Raw genomic sequence first — 23,363 nt, 5'->3', positions numbered from 1 at the left:
TGAAATCGTTGTCTGATGAACGCCGAGCCTTCCTTTAGTCCCCCCTGCGGTCCGGTCACCGGGTGGCAGGACGGTGAAGTGGTACGCGCCACCGGGATCCCCTACGCCACCGCGGGACGGTTCCAGCCCCCGGTGAGTGCACCGGACTGGACCGAAGCACTCGCGGCCACGTCCCTTTCCCCGGCGTGCCCGCAGGGTCCCGTACCGTTCCTGGACGACATCCTCGGCACCCGTTACGGGGAGCTTCCCGGCAGTGAGGACTGCCAGCGGCTCTCGATCACCATGCCGGCCGGCCTCGCCGCGGATGAGCGGGTCCCGGTGATGGTGTGGCTCCACGGCGGCTCGTACACCTCCGGCTCGGGTGACCTTGCCATCTTCGATCCCAGGGCCCTCGTCGCGGAAAACCGGGTCATCGTTGTTTCGGTGACGTATCGCCTGGGCCTGTTCGGCTACCTGGCCACCGGAACGGGCCGGCCCGCGAACCTCGGCCTGCTGGACCAGCTCGAGGCGTTCCGCTGGGTTCAGCGCAATATCGGGGCCTTCGGCGGCGATCCGGGACGGGTCACGGCCTTCGGGCAGTCCGCCGGGGGCGACGCCGTCGCCCACCTCATGGCAACACCGGAAGCCCCCGCCCTCTTCCAGCGTGCCATCATCCAGAGCGCACCGCTGGGCATTACCAGGGGCCGGGAAAAGATGAGCACCGCCATGGGCATCGCTGCCGAAACCGTCTCCGAAGACACCCCGGCGATGGACGTCGTGGCGATCGAAGGGCACGTGTCGCAGGTCGCCCGGAAGTTCGGTCTGATCGCGGCCATGCCGTTCGGCACCCAGTACGGGCACGCCCCCCTGCCGCCGGAATCCGGCATTGAGGCAGCCTGGAACGCCACGGCCCCCGGGATCGAGGTCCTGATCGGCCACACCTCCGACGAAGCCCGGCTGTTCTTGCCTCGCAACCGGGCCCTCAACCGCCTGGCCAGGATCCCCGTACTCGGTGCAGCCTCCGTGCGGGCCGTCAACTGGGCCGTGACAGAGGCGGTCTACGGCAGGTCCGCCCGGAAGTTCGCCCGACGGCACGCCCAGGCGGGCGGCTCGGCCTACAGCTACGTGCTGAGCTGGGCTGCGCCGGGAAACGTCTACGGTGCCGCGCACACCGTCGACCTGCCGCTGCTGTTCGGCAACAAGCAGACCTGGGCGGGAGCGGGGCTGCTTGCCGGGGCGTCATGGGAGGAAATCAACGCCCAGGGCCGGGACCTCCGCGCCCTCTGGGCACGTTTTGCCGCCGGGGACGGCCTGGACAGCCGCGGCGGACTGCCCGGCGCCCTGCGGTATCACGCGGTCTGAGCCGGAAGACGGCTGATTCCATGCGCCTGTCCGTTCTGCCCCCGGGCCCGCGGTGAAGACCCTCGGCGTGGACCTCGCCGCGGCCACCAGGAAGACTGCGGCCGCCGTCCTCGAATGGAGCGACGGCGGCGCCCGCCTGGCGCACCTGGCCCTCGACGTCGGTGACGGCGAGATTGTGCGGCTCTTCGGATTGAGCGACATGACGGGGATCGACTGCCCCGTGGGCTGGCCGGACGCCTTCCTGCCGTTCATTGCCGGCCACCTTGCCTTCGAGCCGCAACCGGTGCTGGACCATGACGGAATCGCAGGCCGCCGGCTGCTGGCCTACCGGGACACGGACCGCTTCGTTACCGCCCGGACCGGGCTGATCCCGCTCAGTGTGTCCGCCGACCGGCTGGCGCACCCGGCGATGCGCTGCGCCGTCATCCAGGCCAAAATCGCCGCGGAACACGGCCCCCAGGCCAGGGACGGCAGCGGCCGGCTGGCCGAGGTCTACCCGGCGGCGTCCCTGAAGTCCTGGGGCTTGCCCGCCCGGGGCTACAAGGGACGCGGCGGCGCGGAAACCCAACGGCTGAGCGAGCTGCTGGCCGGGCTGCAGCAGGCAGCACCCTGGCTGGACCTGGCCGGACACGAGGAACACCTGGCAGGCTCCGACGACATGTTCGACGCGCTCATCGCCTCCCTCACCGCCCGGGCCGTGGCCCTCGGCGCCACCATCCGCCCGGATGACACCCAGGCCAGGGCCGCCCGGACCGAGGGCTGGATCCACCTGCCCGCCGGCGGGCTTGGCGGGCTCAGCGGCGTCCAACCGTAGCGGGCCGGCCACCCTGCTACGTGGGTTGCCCCGGGCCCAGGGTCCAGCCGCTGATTTCCTTCGAGTCCTCGCCGTGGTCCCGGGTCTGGTTGTGCGCCCGGATCCTGCTGTCCTGCAGCGCCTGCCGCAGCAACGAGTGCTTCTCCGCCAGGCCCGGCACCCGGTCGATCGCGTCGATGGCGAGCTGGAAGCGGTCAATCCCGTTGAGCATGGCCATGTCGAACGCCGTCGTTGTGGTGCCTTCCTCCTTGTACCCGCGGACGTGCAGCCCCTCCTGGTTCGTCCGCCGGTACGCCAGCCGGTGGATCAGTGACGGATAGCCGTGGTAGGCGAAGATGATGGGCTTGTCCGCTGTGAAGATTCCGTCGAAGTCCCGGGACGTCAGGCCGTGCGGGTGCTCGCTCGAGTCCTGGAGCCGCATCAGATCGACCACGTTGACCACGCGGATCTTCAGCCCGGGAGCCCCGGCCTTCAGCAGTTCCGCGGCGGCGACCGTTTCCACGGTGGGCACGTCCCCGGCACAGGCCAGCACGACGTCGGGCTCCTCGCCGGGGACTTCTGACCCGGCGAACGCCCAGATTCCCAGGCCGCGCTGGCAGTGGTGCGCGGCGTCGGCGGGTCCCAGCCAGGTCGGCGAGGGCTGCTTGCCGCTGACCACGATGTTGACGTAGTCCCGCGAGTCGAGGCAATGTTCCATGACAGACAGCAAGGTGTTCGCGTCCGGCGGCAGGTACACCCGGATGATTTCGGCCTTTTTGTTTACGGCGTGGTCGATGAAACCAGGATCCTGGTGCGAAAAGCCGTTGTGGTCCTGCTGCCACACATGTGAGGGCAGCAGGTAGTTGAGCGAGGCAACCGGTCGGCGCCAGGCAAGTTCGCGGTGTACCTTGAGCCACTTGGCATGCTGGTTGAACATCGAGTCGACAATGTGGATAAAGGCCTCATAACAGCTGAAGACACCGTGCCGTCCGGTCAGCAGGTAGCCCTCCAGCCAGCCCTGGCACAGGTGTTCGCTAAGGAGTTCCATGACCCGACCGGCGCGGGCAAGGTGCTCGTCGACTTCCTCGATCCGGTATTGCCACACTTTGTCCGTGACCTCGTAGACGTCCTGCAGGCGGTTGGAGGCCGTCTCGTCCGGACCGAACAGCCGGAACGTCTCGGGGTTCTGGCCGATCACGTCGCGAAGCCAGGACCCCAGCGTGATCATGGCGCTGACCCGCTCCACTCCCGGCTGGGGCACCGGGACAGCGTGGTCCTCGTACCTGGGCAGTTTGAGGTCCCGCAGCAGCACGCCGCCGTTCGCGTACGGGGTGGCGCTCATCCGGAATCCGCCCGCAGGAGCATTTGCCGCGACGTCCGGCCGGAGGCGCCCGGCGGCGTCGAAGAGTTCGCCGGGCCGGTAGGATTCGAGCCATTCCCCCAGCTGTGCCAGGTGCTCCGCATTCGTGCGCACTTCGGACAGCGGTACCTGGTGGCTCCGCCACGTTCCTTCCACCTGCAGCCCGTCGACCATCTTGGGCCCGGTCCAGCCCTTCGGCGAGCGCAGCACGATCACGGGCCAGCGCGCTGCCGGCGCGTCGGCCGACCCGTCGCCCTGGGCGGTTCCTCCGCCGCCGGCTGTTCCGCCTCCGGGTTCGGCCCTGCCGCTCCGGCGGGCCGACTGGATGTCCCGGATCTCGGTAAGGCAGTCGTCCAGTACGGCGGCGAAGTCCCTGTGCGCGGCCAACGTGTCGTCCGGATCGCCAACTGTCACAAAGTGCGGCTCGTGGCCGTAACCGCGTAGCAGCTGCTCCAGCTGGGCTTCGGGCATGCGGGCCAGGATGGTGGGATTGGCGATCTTGAAGCCGTTCAGATGCAGGATGGGCAGCACCGCGCCGTCATGCACCGGATCCAGGCAGTTGTGGGAATGCCAACTCGCCGCCAGGGGGCCGGTTTCGGCCTCACCGTCTCCGATCACGACGGCGGTGATCAGTTCCGGGTTGTCGAACACGGAGCCGTAGGCGTGCGCCAGGGAATAGCCGAGCTCTCCACCCTCGCTGATGGAGCCGGGGGTTTCCGGGGCGGCGTGGCTGGGGATGCCGCCGGGGTAGGAGAACTGCCGGAAGAGCTCAGCCATGCCCTGTTCGTCGTCGCCGACGTTGCTGTAGATCTCGGAGTACGTGCCTTCGAGCCAGGCGTTCGCCACCACGGCGGGACCGCCGTGTCCCGGGCCGGCAATGAACAGCATGCTCTGGCTGTCGCGCCGGATGACCCGGTTCAGGTGGGCGTAGACGAAGTTCAGCCCAGGAGTGGTGCCCCAGTGGCCCAGAAGCCGGGACTTGGTGTTGCCGGCGCTCAACGGTTCCCGCAGCAACGGGTTGGATCGAAGATAGATCTGCCCGACGGACAGGTAGTTTGCGGCCCGCCACCACCGGTCCACAAGCTCCAGTTCCGCGTCACCGGGCCGGCCACTACTCGCGTCACGTTTCATTGCAGTCCTCGTTTCACTCGGCCGCCGTCGGTGGCGCAGTACTCAGAAAACAACGTCCGCTTCCGGCTTCCAAGCCGCAAGCGGGCCATTCGATTCTGTGGTTTCACCGGCTGTGATTGGTCATGTGACGAGGCCGGACTAAGACATTTGCCACGAATCTACCACCGGGTAGTGTGGTCCCAGAATGTTCACGCTGACCATCAACCAAACAGACAGCCGGCGCGACGGCGACTGCGTGCCGCAACTCCTTAAGGACCTGCGGCACATCCCGGCGCGCCTCGACTTCGACCGTTCGGTGGAGGACGAAGTCCAAGGCATTGTGGACTCCCCGCACCAGGCCGTCGAGGCTGCGATGATCGCGCTGCGGACCGGCAGCTGGTACGTCGGGATCGGCGTCGGGCCGGTCAATGAGCCGCTGCCGAACCAGATCAAAGACGCCTCGGGCCACGGGCTGATTTACGCCCGCCGGGCCGTGGACCGGCTCCGCAACGGCAAGGACCGCATCCCGGTGGCCGTGGAGGGCCCGCTGGCCGACCTGGCAGCGGAGTCGGAAGCCGTGTTGCGGCTGCTGGGGCATATCGTGCACGACCGCAGCCCCGCGGAATGGCGGGTGCTGGACCTTATGACGCCGGGCGTGCGCGGGCAGCAGAAGGCAGTGGCCGAGGAGCTCGGCATCACCACCCAGGCGGTCAGCAAGGCCGTGGCGCGGGCCCAGTGGAATGAGGAACACGCTGCGCGTCCCGCCGCGGCGAGGCTGCTGGGCCTCATCCTCGAAGTGCGCTGACGGCACCTCCGCCGGGCCGCGCTGCTACAACAGCAGGCTGCGCAGAACGTGCGCGGCGCCGTCGTCGAAAACGGAGTGCGTGACCTCGTCGGCGGCGGCGATGACTTCCGCGGGCGCCTGGCCCATAGCAACGCCGCGGGCCGCCCACGTAAGCATCTCGATATCATTGCGGCCGTCGCCGACGGCGACCGTGCGGTGCGCCTCGATGTCCAGCCGGCCGCGGAGGTGCTCCAGCGCACTCGCCTTCGTGACGCCGGCGGCGGCGATGTCCAGCCACGCGGTCCAGCCCACCGAGTACGTCACACCGGCCAGGCCGATGTGCCGGACGGCGGTGTTGAACTCCTCGGGCGTGTTCTCGGCGCTGAAGACCACAACGCGGACCGCGGTGGCTTTCAGCATCGTCTGGAAGTCGACGCCGATTGCTTCCACGCCGAAGCTCATGTCCTGGAAGCGCTCGGTGGAGAGGAAGTTACCGTCCACGTCCTCGAGCGCATACTTGGCCGACGGCAGCCGCTGGCGCAGCGCACGCAGCACGGGACCCGGGTCGAACGTGGCCTTGTGCACGATCTCGTAGCCGTCGCTGAGGCTGGAATCCAGGCGCAGCGTAACGCCGCCGTTGGAGCACACGGCGTAGCCGTTGTCGATGCCGATGTGCTCGATGATGGGCAGCGCCGCGTTCAGTGACCGGCCGGTCGCGATGGTGACGTGGTGGCCTGCGGCCACGACGTCCTGCGCGGCTTCGCGGACGGGCACTGACATGTGGCCGTCGTGGTCGACGAGCGTGCCGTCGACGTCGAGCGCGACCATCAGCTTGTGGGCCGCTGCGTTCTGCTGGTTCTGGTTGTTGTCTCGCCGGTCATCGTTGCCGGCGACTGAGGATTCAGTCAATGTTGTCATCTCACAAGTAGAACAGACACCCCCGACAGCCGCTAGGACGCAGGCCACAGCACGCGGTGAACCGGGGGTGAACAGTTGTTGACGCCCGTTCCCCGCGGCGCAGCGAGGGGAACGGGCCCGGACTTCAGGTCAGATGACCGGGAAGACCGTCATGCCGCCGAGGTACTTCTGCAGTGCCTTCGGGATGCTGACGGAGCCGTCCGGGTTCTGATGGTGCTCCAGGATGGCAACGATCCAGCGGGTCGTGGCCAGGGTGCCGTTGAGCGTGGCGACGGCCCGGGTTCCCTTGGGGGCCCCGTCCTCGTTCAGCACACGTTCGCGGATGTTCAGCCGGCGCGCCTGGAAGGTGGTGCAGTTCGAGGTCGAGGTCAGCTCGCGGTAGGCGCCCTGCGTCGGGACCCAGGCTTCACAGTCGAACTTGCGGGCGGCGGAGTTGCCGAGGTCTCCGGCGGCGGTGTCAATCACCCGGTAGGGCAGCTCGCACTTGGCCAGCATCTCCTCTTCCCAGGCCAGCAGCCGGGCGTGCTCGGCCGCGGCCTCCTCGACTGTGGTGTAGATGAACATTTCCACCTTGTTGAACTGGTGGACGCGAATGATGCCGCGGGTGTCCTTGCCGTGCGAACCGGCCTCGCGGCGGTAGCAGGAGCTTTGCCCGGCGTAGCGGATCGGACCGGCGGAGAGGTCCAGGATCTCGTCCGCGTGGTAGCCGGCGAGGGCCACCTCGGACGTGCCCACGAGGTAGAGGTCATCCTCGGCGAGGCGGTAGATCTCGGCGTCGTGCTTGACGTCGAAACCGGTGCCCTGCATGGTTTCCGGGCGCACCAGCGTCGGCGTGATCATGGGCACGAAGCCGGCGTCGATGGCCTGCTCCATGGCCATCTGCAGCAGCGCCATCTCCAGCCGGGCGCCAACGCCGCGCAGGAAGTAGAAGCGCGATCCGGAAACCTTCGCCCCGCGTTCCATGTCGATGGCGCCGATCAGCTCACCGATCTCCAGGTGGTCCTTGGGCTCGAAATCTGTGAATTCGCGGGGCGTGCCGACGGTCTTGACCACGATGTAGTCGTCTTCGCCGCCCTCGGGGACGCCGTCGACGATGAGGTTCGGGATGCCTCGCAGCAGTTCCTCGTGGGCGGCCTGTGCGACGTCGGCCTCGGCGGAGGCGGCCTTGACCTCGCCCGCGAGGGCCTTGACCTCGGCCAGCAGCGCCTGCTTTTCCTCGCCCTTGGCCTGCGCCACCTTCTTGCCGAAGGCATTCTGCTCGGCCCTCAGGTTTTCGAAGCGGATCAGGGCGGCACGCCGGGCCGAGTCCGCGGCGATGATCGCGTCCACCACGGATTCGTCGGCGCCGCGGGCGCGCTGGCTGGCCCGGAACTTATCCGGATTTTCGCTGAGGTCTTTTACGTCGATCACCAGACAAGAGTATCCAATCCATCCAGCATTACCGGGCAATTGTCGGGCAGTCGGCCTCCGGCCACCGGCGGGATAGTGTTGGAGCACAATGCGCGACTGGCTGCTGTACCTCGTCATCGCTGGAGTCCTGGCGTTCGCCGTATCCAGCTGGTGGGGAGTGCGCAAGCTCAAAGCCAAGCACACGCGCAGCGCAGTGTGGGAGGAAACGCACAGCCCGGGCCTGGGCCAGCAGAAGGTCGCTGTGGTGATGAACCCCATCAAATCCCGGTCCGACGAGGCCCGCACGGTGATCGAAAATGCGTGCGCCGCGGCCGGCTGGGTGCCGCCGCGGTTCTTCGACACCACCGCCGAAGACCCCGGATTTTCGCAGGCGCGGGCCGCCGTCGAGTACGGCGCCGACGTCATCCTCGTGGGCGGCGGTGACGGCACAGTCCGGGTGGTTGCGGATGCCCTCGCCGGCACGGACATCGCCATGGGCCTGATCCCGCTTGGCACCGGCAACCTGCTGGCCCGCAACATCCACCTCGATGTGGGCGACCTGCAGGGAAATGTCCAGACCGCCCTGTTCGGGCACCAGCGGTTTATCGACACAGCGCGGATGAAGGTGGAGAACTCACGGACCCACGAGGCGGCGGAGCACACCTTCCTGGTCATTGCCGGCATCGGCATGGACGCGGAGGTCGTGGGCGACACGAACGACGGGCTGAAGAAGGCCGTGGGATGGCTGGCCTACACCGAAGCTGGCGTGCGGCACCTCCCGGGCCGCCGCAAGAAAGTGTCCATCTCGCTGGACGACCAGCCGGAGCAGAGCCGGAAAATCCGCAGCGTCCTGTTCGCGAACTGCGGCCTGATCCCCGGCGGCATCGACTTCATCCCCCAGGCCATGATTGATGACGGGATGCTCGACGTCGTGGTGATGAGTCCGCGCAGCGCGATCGGCTGGTTGGCGATGTACTGGAAAATCGTGCTGAAGCACAAGAGAAACCTGCCGGTGATGACGTATTACCGCTCCGGCAAGATCACGATCCGTTGCGCAGAGCCGATGCCAACACAGGTCGACGGCGACCCGACGGGTGCTGCCACGAAGGTCACCGTGCAGGTTGCCCCCGGCTCGCTGCTTGTGCGGGTCAAGGAAGGTGCGGAGGGGGATTAGGCGCAGGCTCCCCGGGGAGTGGCTTACTTCTCCACGGCGTCTTTGTCCGCGGCTGCGGCCTTCTTCGCTTCTGCTGCCGCTTTGGCGGCGCGCGCCTCGGACTGTTCACGGATCATGGCCTGCTCCTCTTCGAAGCGCAGCCGGTCTGCACGGTCGGCGTCGTCGCCGTCCCAGTCCTGGTTGTCAGCGGTCGGCTTGGGATTCACGATCATTCCCTGGCCGTCATTTTCAAGGCTGGTTCCTGCCATGACCTGCTCCCTCGGTAGAGGACTTCCCCAATATGGATCAGGCAAGCATACGCACAGTTTCATAGGCGCGGAAGTGCCAGATGTGGCATTTGTCTACGCTGTGGGCGAAGCCCCGGACGTATATTCCGGCACCACAGATGCTCCGGACAGTATGTCTTTGACCCAAGCATGGGCGGCCCGGAATGCCTGGTCCGAGGTGTGGGGCTCCACAACAGTCCGGTGCCCGTCGGCGCGGCCGTAGGAACCCAGGAAGCGGGTGGCAGGGCTGATCCGGTGCAGGCCGGCGAGGGCATCCGCCACGCGGGCGTCTGCCACGTGGCCGTCGGCGTCGATGCTGAAGAAGTAGTGGCCGAGGTACTGGCCGGTGGGCCGCGACTCGATCCGGCTGAGGTTCACGCCGCGGGTGGCGAACTGGTCAAGGATCTCCATCAGCGCGCCGGGGCGGTCCTCCGGCAGCGGCACCACCACGGTGGTCTTGTCGGCACCGGTGGGCTCGGGCAGCTCGCCGGGCCGGCCGACCAGCACAAAACGCGTTACCGCGCCGGGGTTGTCGCCGATGTTCTCCGCGAGCACCTCGAGTCCGGGCTGCTCGGTTGCCACGATCGGGGCGCATATTGCCGCGTCATAGTGGGGGTCGCCTTCCAGCAGGCCCATGGCCGCCGCGGCCGTGGAGGAGCCCGGAATATATTCCACGTTAGGAATATTATTGTCGGCCCAGAGCCGGCACTGGGCCCAGGCGTGTCCGTGGGTGGAGATCCGGCGGATGTCCTCGATTCTGGTCCCGGGCCGGGCCACCAGCACGAAGCTGATCGACACAAGGGCTTCGCGCAGGATCCGCAGTTCCTGTCCGGTTGCGATCGCGTCCAGGGTAGCGGTGACGCCGCCCTCCACGGAGTTTTCGATCGGCACCATGGCCGCGTCCGCCGAGCCGTCACGGACCCTGTCCAGCGCGGTATTGACGTTCGACGACGGAACGCGGACAGCATCCTCCGCGCCGGGAACCTGCATCAGGGCCGCCTCGGTGAAAGTGCCCGCGGGTCCGAGGAACGTGTACGTGAGGGGTGATGCGGGCATCGGCGCTTCTTTCTTCAACTACAGGATGACGGGCTTGAGTCCGTTGTCGGACACCAGCGGCATACCGGTTTCCAGCCATTGGTCCATGCCGCCGGCCACGTTCAGGGCGGAGTACCCCTGCCCGGAAAGCCACTGGGCGGCGCGGAAGGAACGGCCTCCGGTGCGGCAGATGACGTACAGGTCCTCGTCGGGGTCGAGTTCCTCGAGCCGGGCCGGAAGCTGGTCCAGTGGGATATGCAGCGCACCGGCGGCGTGGCCCGCGACCCATTCGTAGTCTTCGCGGACATCAAGGATCCTGGCCCCTTCGGGGATGCCGGACACGGTCACCGTGTCAAAGTCGCTCATGGTCGTCCCTTCGCAAAATGCATGGTCTGCCTCCAGCGTATCGCCAGCCGCCGGTGCCGCACCCCTACCCGGCAGCACGTTACGCTTCTGGGATGGCGCAAAGGAGACCCGAGGCAGCTGAACGGCCCGCGATTCGGGTGGCTCCCCGCTCCCCCGACCACGGGACATGCCCTCCCCCGGCCGCGGCGACTGGGCATAACGCCACCATGTCCAACCGCCCGCACCACCACTGGACATGTCCCACGTTAGGCCGCCCTGGAAACCCGCTGGAGCCGCGTAACCGTGGCTGAGATCCACGAACTCTCCGCCGTGGAGCTGCGCGACGCCCTGCGTTCCGGCGAGCTGTCCTCGCGGCAGGCCACGGGGCATTTCCTGGACCGCATCGCCGCTGAAAACCGCCACCTTGGCGCCTTCATCACCGTCACCGCGGAACAGGCCCTGCTGGACGCGGCCGCGGCGGACGAGTCCCACGCCCGGGCCGTGCGCGGGGGGACCGTCCTGGCGCCGCTGCACGGGATGCCGGTGGCCTTCAAGGACCTGTCGGACGTCGCCGGCGTCGTGACCACCCACGGCAGCGCCGCCCTGGACCACAAGCCCGCCCTGACCGACGGCGCCCTCGTCGCCACCCTTAAGGGCGCGGGCGTGGTCTCACTGGGCAAGACCCAGGTTCCGGAGTTCGGGCTGACGGCGTACAGCGAGAACCGGATCGCGCCACCCTCGCGGAATCCCTACGCCCTCAGCCGCAGCTCGGGGGGTTCCAGCGGCGGCAGCGCCGCAGCGGTGGCAGCCGGGCTAGTTCCCTTTGCCCCCGGTTCCGACGGCGGCGGTTCGGTCCGCATCCCTGCCGCCGCGTGCGGGCTCGTGGGCCTCAAGCCAGGCCGCGGGCTGGCTCCGGCGGGCGAGAGCACCGGCGACCCTGCCGGACTGGTGGTGTCCGGGCCGCTGGCCCGTACTGCGGCGGATGCCGCGCTGCTGCTCGACGCCATGGTCCCCCGAACCGGCCCCGGACCCGGCAAGTCCGCGCCCGGCTACCTTGAACTCGCCGCCCAGGACCCGCCCAAGCTCCGGATCGGAGTGAGCCTGGATAGCCCCTGGCAGACGATCTTCCCCTTCACCCCCGACGCCGAGGCGATGGACGCCCTTGCCGAAGGCATCCGGCGGCTGGAAGCGGCGGGGCACGAAACCTCGGAAGCCTCCATCCGCTACGACAACCGCTACCCGGGCGCGTTCACCACAGCCTGGACCGCCGCCGTCGGGGATGCCCGGATCACGCCCCAGCGCGAGGCGCTCCTGGCGCCGCTGACACGGACATTCCGGCGCCGCGCGCAGCAACACGGGCCCGCCAAACTCGCCGAATCCCTCGGATTCCTGCACCAGTTTCGCCGGGACACGATCGCCCAGTACGCCGCCTGGGATTTGATGCTGATGCCCGCGCTGGCGCAGACCCCACGCCCGGTGGGCTGGTTCACCGGGGCCGCCCACGGCGACGGGTACTGGCCGGCGGCCGAATGGGCGGGGGATGCCGACGGCGATTACCGCAAGCAGTGCGAATACGCGCCTTGGTCGTCCATGGTGAACGTGTGCGGGCTGCCCGCCATCAGCATTCCGGTGCACTGGACCGGCGGGGCAACGGGTGCCGGGCTGCCGATGGGGGTCCAGCTGATCGGGCCGATGGGTTCCGAGTCGCTGCTGCTGCAGCTGGCCGCACAAGTAGGGTGCTAGCCTCCCGGCCCGCCCGGCGTAGGTGAATTACGGGGCCGGTGCCGCTACGGTTTAGCAGAGCAAAGCCACGACGTGTTCCAGCCTGGAACCACATGAGAGGGATCGATGAAGATTACCGGCGCAGTACTTGAGGAAATCGGCCGCCCCCGACCGTTCGCGGATTCCACGCCCATCACCATCTCCGAGCTGGAGCTTGACGGCCCAGGCCCCACGGAAATCCTGGTCAGGATCGAGGCTGCCGGCATCTGCCACTCGGACCTGAGCGTTGTGGACGGCAACCGGGTGCGTCCGGTGCCGATGCTGCTGGGGCATGAGGCCGCGGGGCGGGTCGTCGAGGTCGGCTCCGAGGTGACGGACCTCGCCCCGGGCCAGCGCGTGGTGATGTCCTTCCTGCCCCGCTGCGAACAGTGCGAGAACTGCGCCGAAGACGGCCGGCTCCCCTGCACGGCAGGTTCGAAAAGCAACGGTGAAGGCACCCTTCTGCACGGATCGATGCACCTGGACCGCGGCGGCGAGAAGATCTTCCATCACCTGGGCGTCTCGGGCTTCGCCACGCATGCCGTAGTAGACCGCGCCTCGGCCGTCCCGGTGGGCGATGACATCCCGGCGGACGTCGCCGCCGTCCTCGGCTGCGCCGTGCTGACCGGAGGCGGTGCCGTCCTGAACGCCGCCCGGCCCGGGCCGCAGGACAGCATCATGATCGTGGGGCTTGGCGGCGTGGGGATGGCCGCGCTGATCACGGCAATCTCCCAGGGTGTGTCACGGATCGTTGCCGTGGACACGCTGGAGGAAAAACTCGAGCACGCCCGCCGCCTCGGAGCCCACGAGACCTACACGCCGCAGCAGGTCCTGGCGGAAGGCGTCAAGGCCAGATACGTGATCGAATGCGCCGGGAACCCGCGCGCCTTCGAAACGGCGTTCGCCGCGACCGCCGTGGGCGGCACCACCATCACCGCGGGACTGCCGCACCCCGACGCCCGCGCCCAGATCTCGCCGCTGACCGTCACCGCCGAGGCCCGCACAATCGTCGGCAGCTACCTCGGCTCCGCAGTGCCCTCACGGGACATTCCCAAGTACGCCCAGCTCTGGCGGGAAGGGAAACTGCCGGTCGAAGAGCTCATCTCCTCGCGCATCGCGCTGGCGGACATCAACCAGGCCATGGACCAGCTGGCCGACGGAAAGGCTGTTCGCCAGGTCATCATGTTCGACGCCGGGTAGCCGGCCCCGCACCGCCCGCCACCCCCAGGTTGCGCTATCACTTGCGGCTGCTATGCCGCCCTCAAAGGGTCCAGATCAACGGCAATTGATGGCGCAACGGTACGGAAACGGAGGGCGAAACGCCGGGCGTATGACTTGCCCCTGGGCCCCGCGAATGTGACAATCACGCGTCACAATGTCAGCATTAAGTAAATGAGCACAACTCATTTATCCCGTCCCCCCGCTACAACGCCGGGCGATACGTCCTTTTTTGGCCACCCAAAGATGCTGGCCAGCCTCTTCTCCGTAGAGATGTGGGAGCGCTTCTCCTTCTACGGCATGCAGGGCATCCTGCTCTACTACATGTACTTCACGGCCGCTGAGGGCGGCCTGGGGATCGACAAGGCCCTGGCCGCCGGCCTCGTCGGCGCGTACGGCGGCGGCGTGTACCTCTCCACCATCCTGGGTGCGTGGCTCGCGGACCGTCTCTTCGGTTCCGAAAAGGTGCTGTTCGGCTCCGCGATCCTGATCATGGCCGGCCACATCGGCCTCGCCCTCGTGCCGGGCATTCCCGGCCTGATCACCGGCCTGGTGCTTGTCGGCGTCGGCTCCGGCGGCCTGAAGGCCAACGCCACGGCCCTGGTGGGAAGCCTCTACCGGGAGAAAGACGAACGCCGCGACGCCGGATTCTCCATCTTCTACATGGGCATCAACGCCGGCGCGCTGATCGGCCCGCTTGTCACCGGCTGGCTGCAGGAAAGCCAGGGCTTCCACTGGGGCTTCGGCGCCGCCGCCGTCGGCATGGGCGTCGGACTGGTCATCTACGCGCTGGGCCGCAAGAACCTGCCCGAGTCGGCGCACCAGGTGCACAACCCGCTGCCCGCCGACGAGCGCACCAAGTACGGCCTGCGCTTCGGCGCCATTGCCGCCGTGATCGCCGTGCTTTTGGCTACCGGAATCGTGAATGCGGAGAACCTGGCCATGTCCATGGCCTACGCGGCCATCGGCGCGTCCGTGCTCTACTTCGCCCTGATCTTCAGCAGCAAGAAGGTCAACGGCACCGAACGCCGGCGCGTCGGGGCATTCATCCCGCTGTACATCGCCTCGGCCGCATTCTGGGCACTGTTCCAGCAGCAGTTCACCTTCATCGCCGTGTACTCGGAGGAGAAGCTGGACCGGAATCTGTTCGGCTGGGAAATGCCGGCGGCCTGGGTCCAGTCCATCAATCCGGTGTTCATCATCATCTTCGCCGGCGTGATGGCTGCCCTCTGGACCCGGCTCGGCCGTAAACAGCCCGGCTCGGCGCTGAAGTTCTCGATCGGCCTCTTCGTTATGGGCCTTGCCTTCCTGGCCTTCATCCCGCTGGCCGGCGTCGGCAAGACCCCGCTGCTGGCGCTGGTGGGAATCCTGTTCCTGTTCACGCTCGCGGAGCTGTTCCTGTCCCCCATTGGCCTGTCCGTGACCACCAAGCTGGCGCCGGAAGCCTTCCGCACCCAGATGGTGGCGCTGTTCTTCCTCTCGGTGTCGCTGGGCACCACCCTGGCCGGCATGCTCTCCGGCCTGTACAACCCGGAGGACGAACTGCCTTACTTCATCGGCATCGGCGGCACGGCCATGCTGCTGGCCGTCGGTCTGGCCGCGGCCTCGCCGGCGATCAAGAAGCTGATGGGCGGCGTACGCTGAGCCGATGAGCCCCAGGCACCACGCGCCGCCTGAGTCCCGCGTTTAGATCCCCGCCGCAGGCGAGCGTCCGACGTCGAACTCCTGCCGGCGGGCGATGTCACCGACGGTGTGGTGCGGGTGGGCGGAACAATCCGCCGCCCGCACCAGCCGCAGTCCCTGGCGGTCGTCGCGTACCTCGACTGTCTGGAAGACGCCGGTTTCGACGGCTCCCCTCGGTTCCTGGGCCGGGACACGTAAGGCCGGGACGTGCTGACCTTCCGGCCCGGGTTCGGGATCGAGGCCGCGGCGCTGAGCCACGAGCGGATGCAACACAACGCCAGCGCCCTCGGCGGCGGCTGGGCGCGGATTTGGGACGACGGCGTAGGCGGCTCTTACCTCGGCCGGAGGCGCCTAGACCCCGTACCCCCGGTAGGTTGAGCTGCCGATGGCCAGCCCCACCACGATGAGCACAATCACCAAAATGGTCAGCGCGATCCCCACATAGCCCATTATCAGGCCGGCGATGGCCATGCCCCTGCCCGCCGGCTCACGCTTGAGGGCCATGTGGCCAAGAATGACCGCCGCGAGCTGCGGCAGGAGGAAGAAGCCCAGCCCCACGAAGGCGGCGATGCCGCAGCACAGGCTGGCGATGCTCAGGCCCTTGGGTTCCGGCGGCACACCGTAGTAGGCCGGCTGGCCGTAGGCGTTGAACGGGGTGCCCGGCTGGCCGTACTGAGACGCCGTGCTGTACGGCTGCTGGCCATAGGGCTGCTGGCCGTACTGCGCCGGCGTGCCGTACTGGTCCGTGGGCTGGGTGAACTGCTCGCCTGCCTGGTCCGGCGTTCCGGACGGCTGGTAGCCGTAGCCCTGCTGCCCGTACCCCGACGTCCCCGGCGGCGGCGCAGGAACGTCGGACTCGTACGCCGGAATGTGCGACGGCGGCCGGTAGCCCTCAGGAGTCTCGTCTTTGTCCGGTTTCGGCTGGTCAGTCATGGTTTTCCCCTCGCGAAGTCTCTGGATTCAGCGTACCGCCGCTCCGCTCCAAGGGGCAGGATATTTCTTGCGTCACAGGGGCCGTAATCCGCCGAAATCATGTCCCCTTCCGCGCCCGTCTGGCATGCTGGTGCCATGGCTAGCCGCGCGGGCACTGTTGCCCAACCCCAAGACCTTGTTGATCTCACTGCGCTCCTGGATGCGTACTACGACGTTTCACCGGATCTGGGTGATCCCGGCCAGCGGGTGGCCTTCGGCACCTCCGGGCACCGGGGATCGAGCCTGAAGGCGTCCTTCAACGAACCCCATATCCTCGCCATCACGCAGGCGATCGTGGAATACCGGGCGGGCCAGGGCATCACCGGCCCCCTTTACATGGCGAAGGACACCCACGGCCTGAGCGAACCGGCGCAGAACTCCGCGCTCGAGGTGCTGGCAGCCAACGGCGTGCACGTCCTCATCGACGCCCGGCACGGCTACACGCCCACCCCCGCCCTAAGCCATGCGATTCTGACTCACAACCGCAATGCCGCCCCCGGCGCGCCGCAGGCTGACGGGATTGTGGTGACCCCCAGCCACAACCCGCCCGGCGACGGCGGATTCAAATACAACCCCCCGCACGGCGGCCCCGCCGACACCGACGCCACCGGCTGGATTGCCAACCGCGCCAACGAACTCCTCGAAAACGGTTTGCGCGGCGTCAAGCGGATCCCCGTGGCCGACGCCCTCGCCGCCGGGACCACCGGCAAGTTCGACTTCCTCAGCAGCTACGTGGACGACCTCCCCTCCGTGCTGGACCTGAATGCCATCCGCGAGGCGGGCGTCCGGATCGGCGCGGACCCGATGGGCGGGGCGTCCGTGGATTACTGGGGCGAGATCGGCGAACGCCACCACCTGAACCTCACCGTGGTCAACCCGACCGTCGATCCGCAGTGGGCGTTCATGACGCTCGACTGGGACGAAAAAATCCGGATGGACTGCTCCTCGCCGTCGGCGATGGCCTCGCTGATCAACCGGATGGCTGTTGGTGCGGACGGGTCCGCACCCTTCGACGTCGCCACCGGCAACGACGCCGACGCCGACCGGCACGGGATCGTTACTCCGGACGGCGGGCTGATGAACCCGAACCACTACCTCGCCGTCGCCATTGACTACCTCTACCGCCACCGGACCGGCTGGAACCCGCAGTCCGTGATCGGCAAGACCCTGGTCTCCTCCTCGATCATCGACCGCGTGGCCGAAAGCCTGGGCCGCAAACTGGTCGAAGTCCCGGTGGGCTTCAAATGGTTCGTCCCGGGGCTGCTGTCCGGAGAAGGCGCCTTCGGCGGCGAGGAATCCGCCGGAGCCTCCTTCAACAAGATGGACGGCAGCGTCTGGACCACCGACAAGGACGGCATCCTGCTGGCCCTGCTGGCCTCGGAGATCACGGCAGTAACGGGCAAGTCACCGTCGCAGCTGTACAAGGGCCTCACCGACCAGTTCGGCGACCCGGTCTACGCCCGGATCGACGCGGCGGCCACCCGGGAGCAGAAGACGGCCCTCGGCAAGCTCTCGCCCTCGGACGTCACCGCGACAGAACTCGCGGGGGAAACCATCACCGCCAAGCTGACCGAAGCGCCCGGCAACGGGGCGGCGATCGGCGGGCTCAAGGTGGTCACCGAGAACGCCTGGTTCGCGGCCCGGCCCTCCGGCACCGAGGATGTCTACAAGATCTACGCCGAGTCCTTCAAGGGCGCCGAGCACCTCAAGCAGGTCCAAGCCGAGGCAAAGGCGCTGGTGGACGGGGTCATCTCCTAGCGGCGGGCGTTCGGGCCGGCCGTGCGCAGGCCCGACGCTCCCGGTCCGTTCAGACGGGTTCTGCCTCGAGGTTGCCGGCGAGCACCGAGCGGTCGCGGCCCAGGGTCTTGGCCCGGTAAAGAGCGGCGTCCGCGGAGGCGATCATCGCGTCAAGATCCACACGGCCGGGCGCGGTCGACGAGATGCCGTAGCTGGACGTAGGAAGGCGGGGGATGACCGTCGACGCCGACGCCTGCAGCCGGGCGCTGATGTCCCTGGCAATTTCAGCGGCCGTTTCCGGCGTCACGCCCGGCAGGAGGATGATGAATTCCTCGCCGCCGTAGCGGCCCACAAGGTCGGTGGAACGGACGGTGGACGTGCAGGCCTCCGCGAATGCCTGCAGGGCGGTGTCACCCGCCGAATGGCCGAACTCGTCATTGATGGCCTTGAAGTGATCCAGGTCCGCCAGGATCAGCGACGCCGTGGTCCGGGCCCTGGTGAGGCGGCGCAGTTCGTCCTCGGCCAGGTCCAGGAACGCCGTGCGGTTTAGCAGCCCGGTCAGCCCGTCCACGGTGGCGCGGGCACGGAGATCCTGGGTCTGCTGCTCATAGCTCAGCTCCGCCATCGTGAAGGACGCCACAACCATGATCACGGCCGAAGTGACTGTCGCCGGGACGGATCCAAAGACGGTCAGAAACACCGCCCCGTCGGGTCCCTCGAGAATATAGGTGACCAGACGGCCCAGATAGAACGCCGCGAGGAAGCCGGAGCCCACGGCCAATGTGCGGTGCACGCGCGAGAAGTGCCGGTCCAGCAGGAACAGTTCGCGGCAGGCGAGGCCAATCAGCAGGCCCATGAATCCCAGATAGGCCGGGCCGCCTGACCACACGTTCGTGGCAGGCTGGTCCAGCGCCGACGCCAGGGCAGTAATGGCCGGCCCGGCCGCCAGATACCAGATCTTGGGGACCGTGGTGCGCAGCGAACGGGCGCCCGCCCAGATGCTGGACGCGCCGGCTACGAGAAACACGTTCCCCAACGGGTTGGCCCAGACCTGGTGCGGCGTCCCGTCCAGCAGATACGCAGCATTGCCGGACAGGAAGAACAGGAGCGCCAGGCACCACGAGCCGCTGTAGGTGGACCGTGTCCGGCGGAAAGTGATGAAGTAGAAGAGCAGCAGCAGGGTCAGGTCGACCACCGCCAGGGCGACACGCAAAGATAAGGTGTCAAGCGTCATGTAGTGGGCCCCCCGGTCCGCTCGCAATAGCCCGATGTGCGTCGACTACGCGCCGCAGGTGAGCTTAGTATGGCACCCCGGCGGACAAAGTGTGACACCCGTCTCTCATATGACTTTGCGGCCGCCGAGTTGGAATCCGCCAAGGGCAAGCCGGGCGGGATCCCCCGGGCCTCTGGCAACGGGCGTGAAGCGGACTAAACTGGAATCGGCCCCGGATGCGGCCTTGCGCTCAACCGCAGAATTGCGTCCCGAGTGCCTCCGGCCTGTCCCCCATGGTGCCGGAGGCACCTCCGCGTAAAAAAGAGTGCCGGAGGCACCTCCGCGTCAAAACACTGGAGGCACCTCCGCGTCGGGGCGAGCCGCGTCAGACGGTGCGGACGACGTCGTCGTATGCGAACTTCGGCTTCGCCGCGCCCCAGGCGTCGGCCGCAGGCTGTCCGATGTTGACGACGAGGAAGCTCTTCTGGCCGCCGTCGGGGAAGAACGCCTCGTCAATCGCGGTGAAGTCCGCGCCCGTCATGGGTCCGGCGGAGAAGCCGAGGGACCGGACAGCGAGGATGAAGTAGCCGGCCTGCAGGTGGGCGTTGTTGTTGCCGGTGGCCGCGGCGAGGTCCGGGGCGGCGTCGTACATGGCCTTTGGCGCGTTGTAGCCGGGCAGGAAGTTGTCCCACTGTTCCTGCCAGGACGTGTCGTAGCTGAGGATGGCGACTAGCGGTGCGGTGGCGGTTTTAGCGCGGTTGCCGTTGGCGAGGGTTTCGACCAGGGTGGCGCGGGCCTCGTCGGACCGGACGTAGGTCACGCGCAGCGGCTGGGAGTTGAACGCGGTGGGACCGAACTTGGTGAGTTCGTAGATGGCCCGGGCCTGCTCGTCGGTGACTTCCCCGGTGAAGGCGTTGGCGGTGCGGGCCTCGGCAAAGATGGCGTCCACTGCGGCGGCGTCGATTACTGCTTCGTCATGGGCGATGGTCATAAGCGTCCCTTTCGCTGGGCGTGCCCGCCGGGGGCGGCGGCCACTGGTTCCTGTCCATAGTTGCAACTTCAACTTGTGTCCCGCACTTCCCGCAACGCCCCGTGACTTCCGGCACACCGGCACCCGGCGTTGGTTTCGGCGGCGCGGGCGCCGACGCATGCTGGAAACACCGGCGCGGTAAAGTTGCCCCCGGAAGATTCCTTCCCGCCCCGCCACACATTCTCTGAAAGGCCCCGGCAATGAGCATGCTCGGTACCAAATGGAAGCTTCACGGCAACGGCAAGTCCATCCGCCCCGGTGAGGTCGTCAGGCCGGATGAGCGCCTTGCCTGGCCGCTGACCATCGGCGTCGGGATGCAGCACGTGGTCGCCATGTTCGGCGCCACCTTCCTGGTCCCGATCATTACGGGCATGCCCCCGGCCACCACGCTCTTCTTCTCCGGCATCGGCACGCTGCTGTTCCTGGTCATCACGAAGGGACAGGTCCCCAGCTACCTCGGGTCCAGCTTCGCCTTCATCGCACCGATCATGGCCTCGCAGCAGCAGTACGGCGTCGCGGGCGCGCTCGGCGGCGTTGTGCTGGCCGGCGTCGGGCTGGCGATCATCGGCGCGGTGGTGCAGAAGTTCGGTGCCGGCTGGATCAACCGCCTGATGCCGCCCATCGTCACCGGCGCCATCGTGGGGCTGATCGGCCTCAACCTCGCCCCGGCAGCCAAGAACAACTTCGACGCCGCCCCGATCACTGCCCTCATCACCCTGGCCACGATCATCGTCGTCAGCGTCTTCTTCCGCGGAATCCTGGGCCGGCTGAGCATCCTCGTCGGCGTTGTGGTGGGCTACGTCGTGGCGATGATCCGCGGCGAAGTGGACTTCGCCAAGGTGGACTCCGCCGCCTGGGTGGGGCTGCCGTTCTTCCAGACCCCAGAATTCCATGTCGGCGTCGTTGGGCTGTTCGTGCCGGTGGTCCTGGTCCTCGTGGCGGAGAACATCGGCCACGTGAAGTCGGTGTCCGCCATGACCGGCCAGAACCTCGACGGCGTCTCCGGGCGGGCGCTGCTGGCCGACGGCGCCGCAACAGTGCTTGCCGGCATGGGCGGCGGGTCTGGCACCACCACCTACGCGGAAAACATCGGCGTTATGGCCGCCACCAAGGTCTACTCGACGGCGGCCTACTGGATTGCCGGTGCCTTCGCCGTGATCCTGAGCTTCTCGCCCAAGTTCGGCGAGCTCATCGCCACCGTCCCGGCGGGCGTGCTGGGCGGCGCGGCGACGATGCTCTACGGCATGATCGGCGTCCTGGGCGTCAAGATCTGGGTGCAGAACAAGGTGAACTTCTCCAACCCGATCAACCTGACCACGGCCGCCGTCGCGCTGATCGTTGGCATCGCCGACTACACCTGGACCATCGGCGAACTGGTGTTCACCGGCATCGCCCTCGGCTCCGCAGCGGCGCTGGTGATCTACCACGGCATGACGGCGATCGCGAAGGCCCGCGGAACCGTGGCCGAGCCGGAAACTGAAGGACCCGTGGCCGCCGCCACGGCCGCCGTGAAGCGCGCACCGAAGAAGCGCCGCTAACGCCGCCGCGAACTACAGGCCGAAGGCCGGGGTCCGGACACCACGTGGGTGTCCGGACCCCGGCCTTCGCTGCCTCGCGCGGCGGCGCGGCGGCGTTGGAGTCGCACGGCCGCTTTAGCCGGCGTCGAAGGGTTCCTCGTCGTCGTCGCCGTCCTTAGCGGATTTGCTGTCGGGCAGGTCCGTTCCCGATCCGTCCGGAAGGCCGGCCGCATCCTGGCCGGGCTCCGAGGAGAACGGCCGCCCGGCGTCGGGCTCTTCGGTGTTGGTCGCATCCATCTCCGCCTCAGCGGACGGCATGGCCACCTCGGAATTCTCCGTGGCGTCTGCGTCGTAGCCGGGGGTTGTGCTGGCGTTTTCTGAACTCATTTGTTCCTCCGTTCCTCCGAAGCGTCCTGCCCCGGGTTCTCCTGCACTGTCTTGGTCTTCGGCGCCGAACTGGCTCAGGTCCGGTACCCCGGCGGGGTAAGTCTCGCCGTTCGGGCTGTCCTGGCTGAGTCCAGCGGCCTCGAAAGCTTCTTCTTCGCGGGGCTGGGCGAACTTCCTGGCGTCTCCGCCTGGCAGCTCCTGCTCCCCCGTGGGCGTTCCGTAACCGCCTGTTTCCTCGATCGGTTCCTGCTGCTTTTCCTCGGTCATGCTGTTCCTCCCGTAGTGGAAACGCGAACTGCGTGGTGTCTTGGATCTGCCGGAAATGCCGGAAAGGGCTTCAGAGGCCTTTGCCGCCAGTGACGGGCAAGACGGCGCCGGAAATGTAGGAACCGTGATCGGAGGCCAGGAGCACGTAGGCCGGGGCGAGTTCCGCCGGCTGTCCCGCGCGCTGCAGCGGCGTGTCCTGGCCGAAGGACGGCAGCTTCTCAGGCCACTCGGTCGCCGGGATCAGCGGCGTCCAGATAGGTCCGGGGGCCACGGCGTTGACGCGGATCCCCTGCGGGCCGAGCTCCCGGGCCAGAGCCTTGGTGAACGCGACCTGAGCGGCCTTGGTCATGGCGTAGTCGATCAGCTCGGGCGAAGGGTTGAACGCCTGGATCGATGCCGTCGTGATGATTGACGCGCCAGCCTTCAGGTGCGGCACCGCAGCCCGCGCAGTCCAGATCAGCGAGTAGAGATTGGTCTGGAAGACGCGGTCAAACTCCTCGGTGGGGAGCGACTCAAAGCTGTGGCGGTTCTTCTGGTACGCGGCATTCAGCACAACGACGTCGAGGCGGCCAAATTCGGCGAGCGCGTCTTCGACGATCCTGATGGCGAAATCCTCCTTGCGCCCGTCCCCGGCGATCAGCAGCGCCTTGCGGCCGGCTTTGCGGATCCACGCAGCAGTGTCCTGGGCGTCGGCTTCCTCCTCCGGCAGATAGGAGATGGCGACGTCCGCCCCCTCACGGGCGAATGCGATGGCCACGGCCTTGCCGATCCCGGAGTCCCCCCCGGTGATCAGCGCCGCCTTCCCCGTGAGGGCACCGCTGCCTTCGTAACTTTCCTCGCCGTGGTCCGGCTGAGGGTCCATCGGCGCGGTGAGGCCCGGCTGCTCCTGCACCTGCTCCGGGAAGGGTCCGGAGTGGTAGCCGCGCCGGGGGTCGCGCGGCTGGTCCTGCTGATTGTTCGACTGACTCATAGTCCACCTGCCAAACTTGTCGGTTTTCCAAGGCTGCTCCCGGGCCGCGGGCGGTGGCCCGGACCTGTGGAACTGTCCCACGAAGTAAACAAT

At 67.7% G+C, this 23,363-nt stretch carries 21 protein-coding genes; 9 read left to right on the top strand and 12 right to left on the bottom strand.

All coding sequences use genetic code 11. From position 1 onward, the window contains the following. The first annotated feature begins 15 nt into the window (after nucleotides 1-15). Both LDO13_RS00725 and LDO13_RS00720 read left to right on the top strand, forming a co-directional pair. Nucleotides 16-1,341: a carboxylesterase family protein gene (locus LDO13_RS00725; protein WP_224048192.1), complete on the top strand. Its 1,326-nt coding sequence runs from the start codon at nucleotides 16-18 to the stop codon at nucleotides 1,339-1,341. Between the two features lie 52 nt (nucleotides 1,342-1,393). Then, entirely contained in the window at nucleotides 1,394-2,155 is a 762-nt protein-coding gene (locus tag LDO13_RS00720; RefSeq protein ID WP_224048191.1) for a DUF429 domain-containing protein, read from the top strand. Between the two features lie 16 nt (nucleotides 2,156-2,171). Here LDO13_RS00720 and LDO13_RS00715 read toward each other — a convergent pair whose 3' ends face one another. After that, nucleotides 2,172-4,625 carry a phosphoketolase family protein gene (locus LDO13_RS00715; RefSeq protein WP_224048190.1) on the bottom strand — a complete coding sequence of 818 codons (2,454 nt, stop codon included), beginning with the start codon at nucleotides 4,623-4,625 and terminating at the stop codon, nucleotides 2,172-2,174. A 184-nt stretch (nucleotides 4,626-4,809) separates the two neighbouring features. Between LDO13_RS00715 and LDO13_RS00710 the strand changes: the two genes are divergently transcribed. Beyond that, nucleotides 4,810-5,409, top strand: a complete 600-nt coding sequence (locus LDO13_RS00710) for a helix-turn-helix domain-containing protein (RefSeq protein WP_224048189.1) — start codon at nucleotides 4,810-4,812, stop codon at nucleotides 5,407-5,409. A 24-nt stretch (nucleotides 5,410-5,433) separates the two neighbouring features. Here the strand turns inward: LDO13_RS00710 and LDO13_RS00705 are convergent, their stop codons facing one another. Both LDO13_RS00705 and serS read right to left on the bottom strand, forming a co-directional pair. Continuing rightward, complete coding sequence (locus LDO13_RS00705; protein WP_224048188.1) at nucleotides 5,434-6,306, bottom strand: HAD family hydrolase; 873 nt, start codon at nucleotides 6,304-6,306, stop codon at nucleotides 5,434-5,436. Between the two features lie 129 nt (nucleotides 6,307-6,435). Then, nucleotides 6,436-7,716: a serine--tRNA ligase gene (gene serS, locus LDO13_RS00700; protein WP_224048187.1), complete on the bottom strand. Its 1,281-nt coding sequence runs from the start codon at nucleotides 7,714-7,716 to the stop codon at nucleotides 6,436-6,438. An 88-nt stretch (nucleotides 7,717-7,804) separates the two neighbouring features. Between serS and LDO13_RS00695 the strand changes: the two genes are divergently transcribed. Continuing rightward, on the top strand, nucleotides 7,805-8,869 hold the full coding sequence (locus LDO13_RS00695) for a diacylglycerol kinase family protein (RefSeq protein WP_224048186.1): 1,065 nt from the start codon (nucleotides 7,805-7,807) through the stop codon (nucleotides 8,867-8,869). A 23-nt stretch (nucleotides 8,870-8,892) separates the two neighbouring features. Here LDO13_RS00695 and LDO13_RS00690 read toward each other — a convergent pair whose 3' ends face one another. The 3 genes from LDO13_RS00690 to LDO13_RS00680 form a co-directional block, all read right to left on the bottom strand. Next, complete coding sequence (locus LDO13_RS00690) at nucleotides 8,893-9,117, bottom strand: hypothetical protein (protein ID WP_224048185.1); 225 nt, start codon at nucleotides 9,115-9,117, stop codon at nucleotides 8,893-8,895. 93 nt (nucleotides 9,118-9,210) lie between these two features. After that, nucleotides 9,211-10,191 (bottom strand): prephenate dehydratase, encoded by a 981-nt coding sequence (gene pheA / locus LDO13_RS00685; RefSeq protein WP_224048184.1) that lies wholly within the window; start codon nucleotides 10,189-10,191, stop codon nucleotides 9,211-9,213. 18 nt (nucleotides 10,192-10,209) lie between these two features. After that, entirely contained in the window at nucleotides 10,210-10,536 is a 327-nt protein-coding gene (locus LDO13_RS00680; RefSeq protein WP_224048183.1) for a rhodanese-like domain-containing protein, read from the bottom strand. A gap of 282 nt (nucleotides 10,537-10,818) precedes the next feature. On the opposite strand from LDO13_RS00680, the gene LDO13_RS00675 reads away from it, so the two are divergent. The 3 genes from LDO13_RS00675 (at nucleotide 10,819) to LDO13_RS00665 (ending at nucleotide 15,138) form a co-directional block, all read left to right on the top strand. Further along, nucleotides 10,819-12,258, top strand: a complete 1,440-nt coding sequence (locus LDO13_RS00675; RefSeq protein ID WP_224048182.1) for an amidase — start codon at nucleotides 10,819-10,821, stop codon at nucleotides 12,256-12,258. Nucleotides 12,259-12,363: 105 nt separating this feature from the next. Then, nucleotides 12,364-13,476, top strand: a complete 1,113-nt coding sequence (locus tag LDO13_RS00670) for an alcohol dehydrogenase catalytic domain-containing protein (protein ID WP_224048181.1) — start codon at nucleotides 12,364-12,366, stop codon at nucleotides 13,474-13,476. A 192-nt stretch (nucleotides 13,477-13,668) separates the two neighbouring features. After that, nucleotides 13,669-15,138, top strand: a complete 1,470-nt coding sequence (locus LDO13_RS00665; RefSeq protein WP_224048180.1) for a peptide MFS transporter — start codon at nucleotides 13,669-13,671, stop codon at nucleotides 15,136-15,138. Between the two features lie 42 nt (nucleotides 15,139-15,180). On the opposite strand, the gene LDO13_RS00660 is transcribed toward LDO13_RS00665, so the two are convergent. Continuing rightward, complete coding sequence (locus LDO13_RS00660; protein WP_224048179.1) at nucleotides 15,181-15,435, bottom strand: hypothetical protein; 255 nt, start codon at nucleotides 15,433-15,435, stop codon at nucleotides 15,181-15,183. 93 nt (nucleotides 15,436-15,528) lie between these two features. After that, nucleotides 15,529-16,110, bottom strand: a complete 582-nt coding sequence (locus tag LDO13_RS18570) for a DUF4190 domain-containing protein (RefSeq protein WP_263422137.1) — start codon at nucleotides 16,108-16,110, stop codon at nucleotides 15,529-15,531. Nucleotides 16,111-16,245: 135 nt separating this feature from the next. Here LDO13_RS18570 and pgm point away from each other — a divergent pair, with 135 nt between their 5' ends. Next, nucleotides 16,246-17,907: a phosphoglucomutase (alpha-D-glucose-1,6-bisphosphate-dependent) gene (gene pgm / locus LDO13_RS00650; RefSeq protein ID WP_224048178.1), complete on the top strand. Its 1,662-nt coding sequence runs from the start codon at nucleotides 16,246-16,248 to the stop codon at nucleotides 17,905-17,907. A gap of 49 nt (nucleotides 17,908-17,956) precedes the next feature. On the opposite strand, the gene LDO13_RS00645 is transcribed toward pgm, so the two are convergent. Further along, nucleotides 17,957-19,120, bottom strand: a complete 1,164-nt coding sequence (locus LDO13_RS00645; protein ID WP_224048177.1) for a GGDEF domain-containing protein — start codon at nucleotides 19,118-19,120, stop codon at nucleotides 17,957-17,959. A 364-nt stretch (nucleotides 19,121-19,484) separates the two neighbouring features. Next, the gene (locus LDO13_RS00640) at nucleotides 19,485-20,090 is read right to left on the bottom strand and encodes a malonic semialdehyde reductase (protein ID WP_224048176.1); all 606 of its coding nucleotides are present in this window, start codon (nucleotides 20,088-20,090) and stop codon (nucleotides 19,485-19,487) included. Between the two features lie 239 nt (nucleotides 20,091-20,329). Between LDO13_RS00640 and LDO13_RS00635 the strand changes: the two genes are divergently transcribed. Continuing rightward, nucleotides 20,330-21,667: a solute carrier family 23 protein gene (locus LDO13_RS00635; RefSeq protein WP_224048175.1), complete on the top strand. Its 1,338-nt coding sequence runs from the start codon at nucleotides 20,330-20,332 to the stop codon at nucleotides 21,665-21,667. A gap of 114 nt (nucleotides 21,668-21,781) precedes the next feature. Here the strand turns inward: LDO13_RS00635 and LDO13_RS00630 are convergent, their stop codons facing one another. Continuing rightward, a complete protein-coding gene (locus tag LDO13_RS00630) occupies nucleotides 21,782-22,300 on the bottom strand; it encodes a hypothetical protein (protein ID WP_224048174.1) in 519 nt (172 codons plus the stop codon). Nucleotides 22,301-22,370: 70 nt separating this feature from the next. Next, complete coding sequence (locus tag LDO13_RS00625; RefSeq protein ID WP_224048173.1) at nucleotides 22,371-23,270, bottom strand: SDR family oxidoreductase; 900 nt, start codon at nucleotides 23,268-23,270, stop codon at nucleotides 22,371-22,373. Nucleotides 23,271-23,363: the final 93 nt, after the last annotated feature.

The organism is Arthrobacter sp. NicSoilB4 (genome assembly GCF_019977335.1).
Taxonomy (GTDB): Bacteria; Actinomycetota; Actinomycetes; order Actinomycetales; family Micrococcaceae; genus Arthrobacter.
This window is presented reverse-complemented; position numbering and strand designations above follow the sequence as displayed.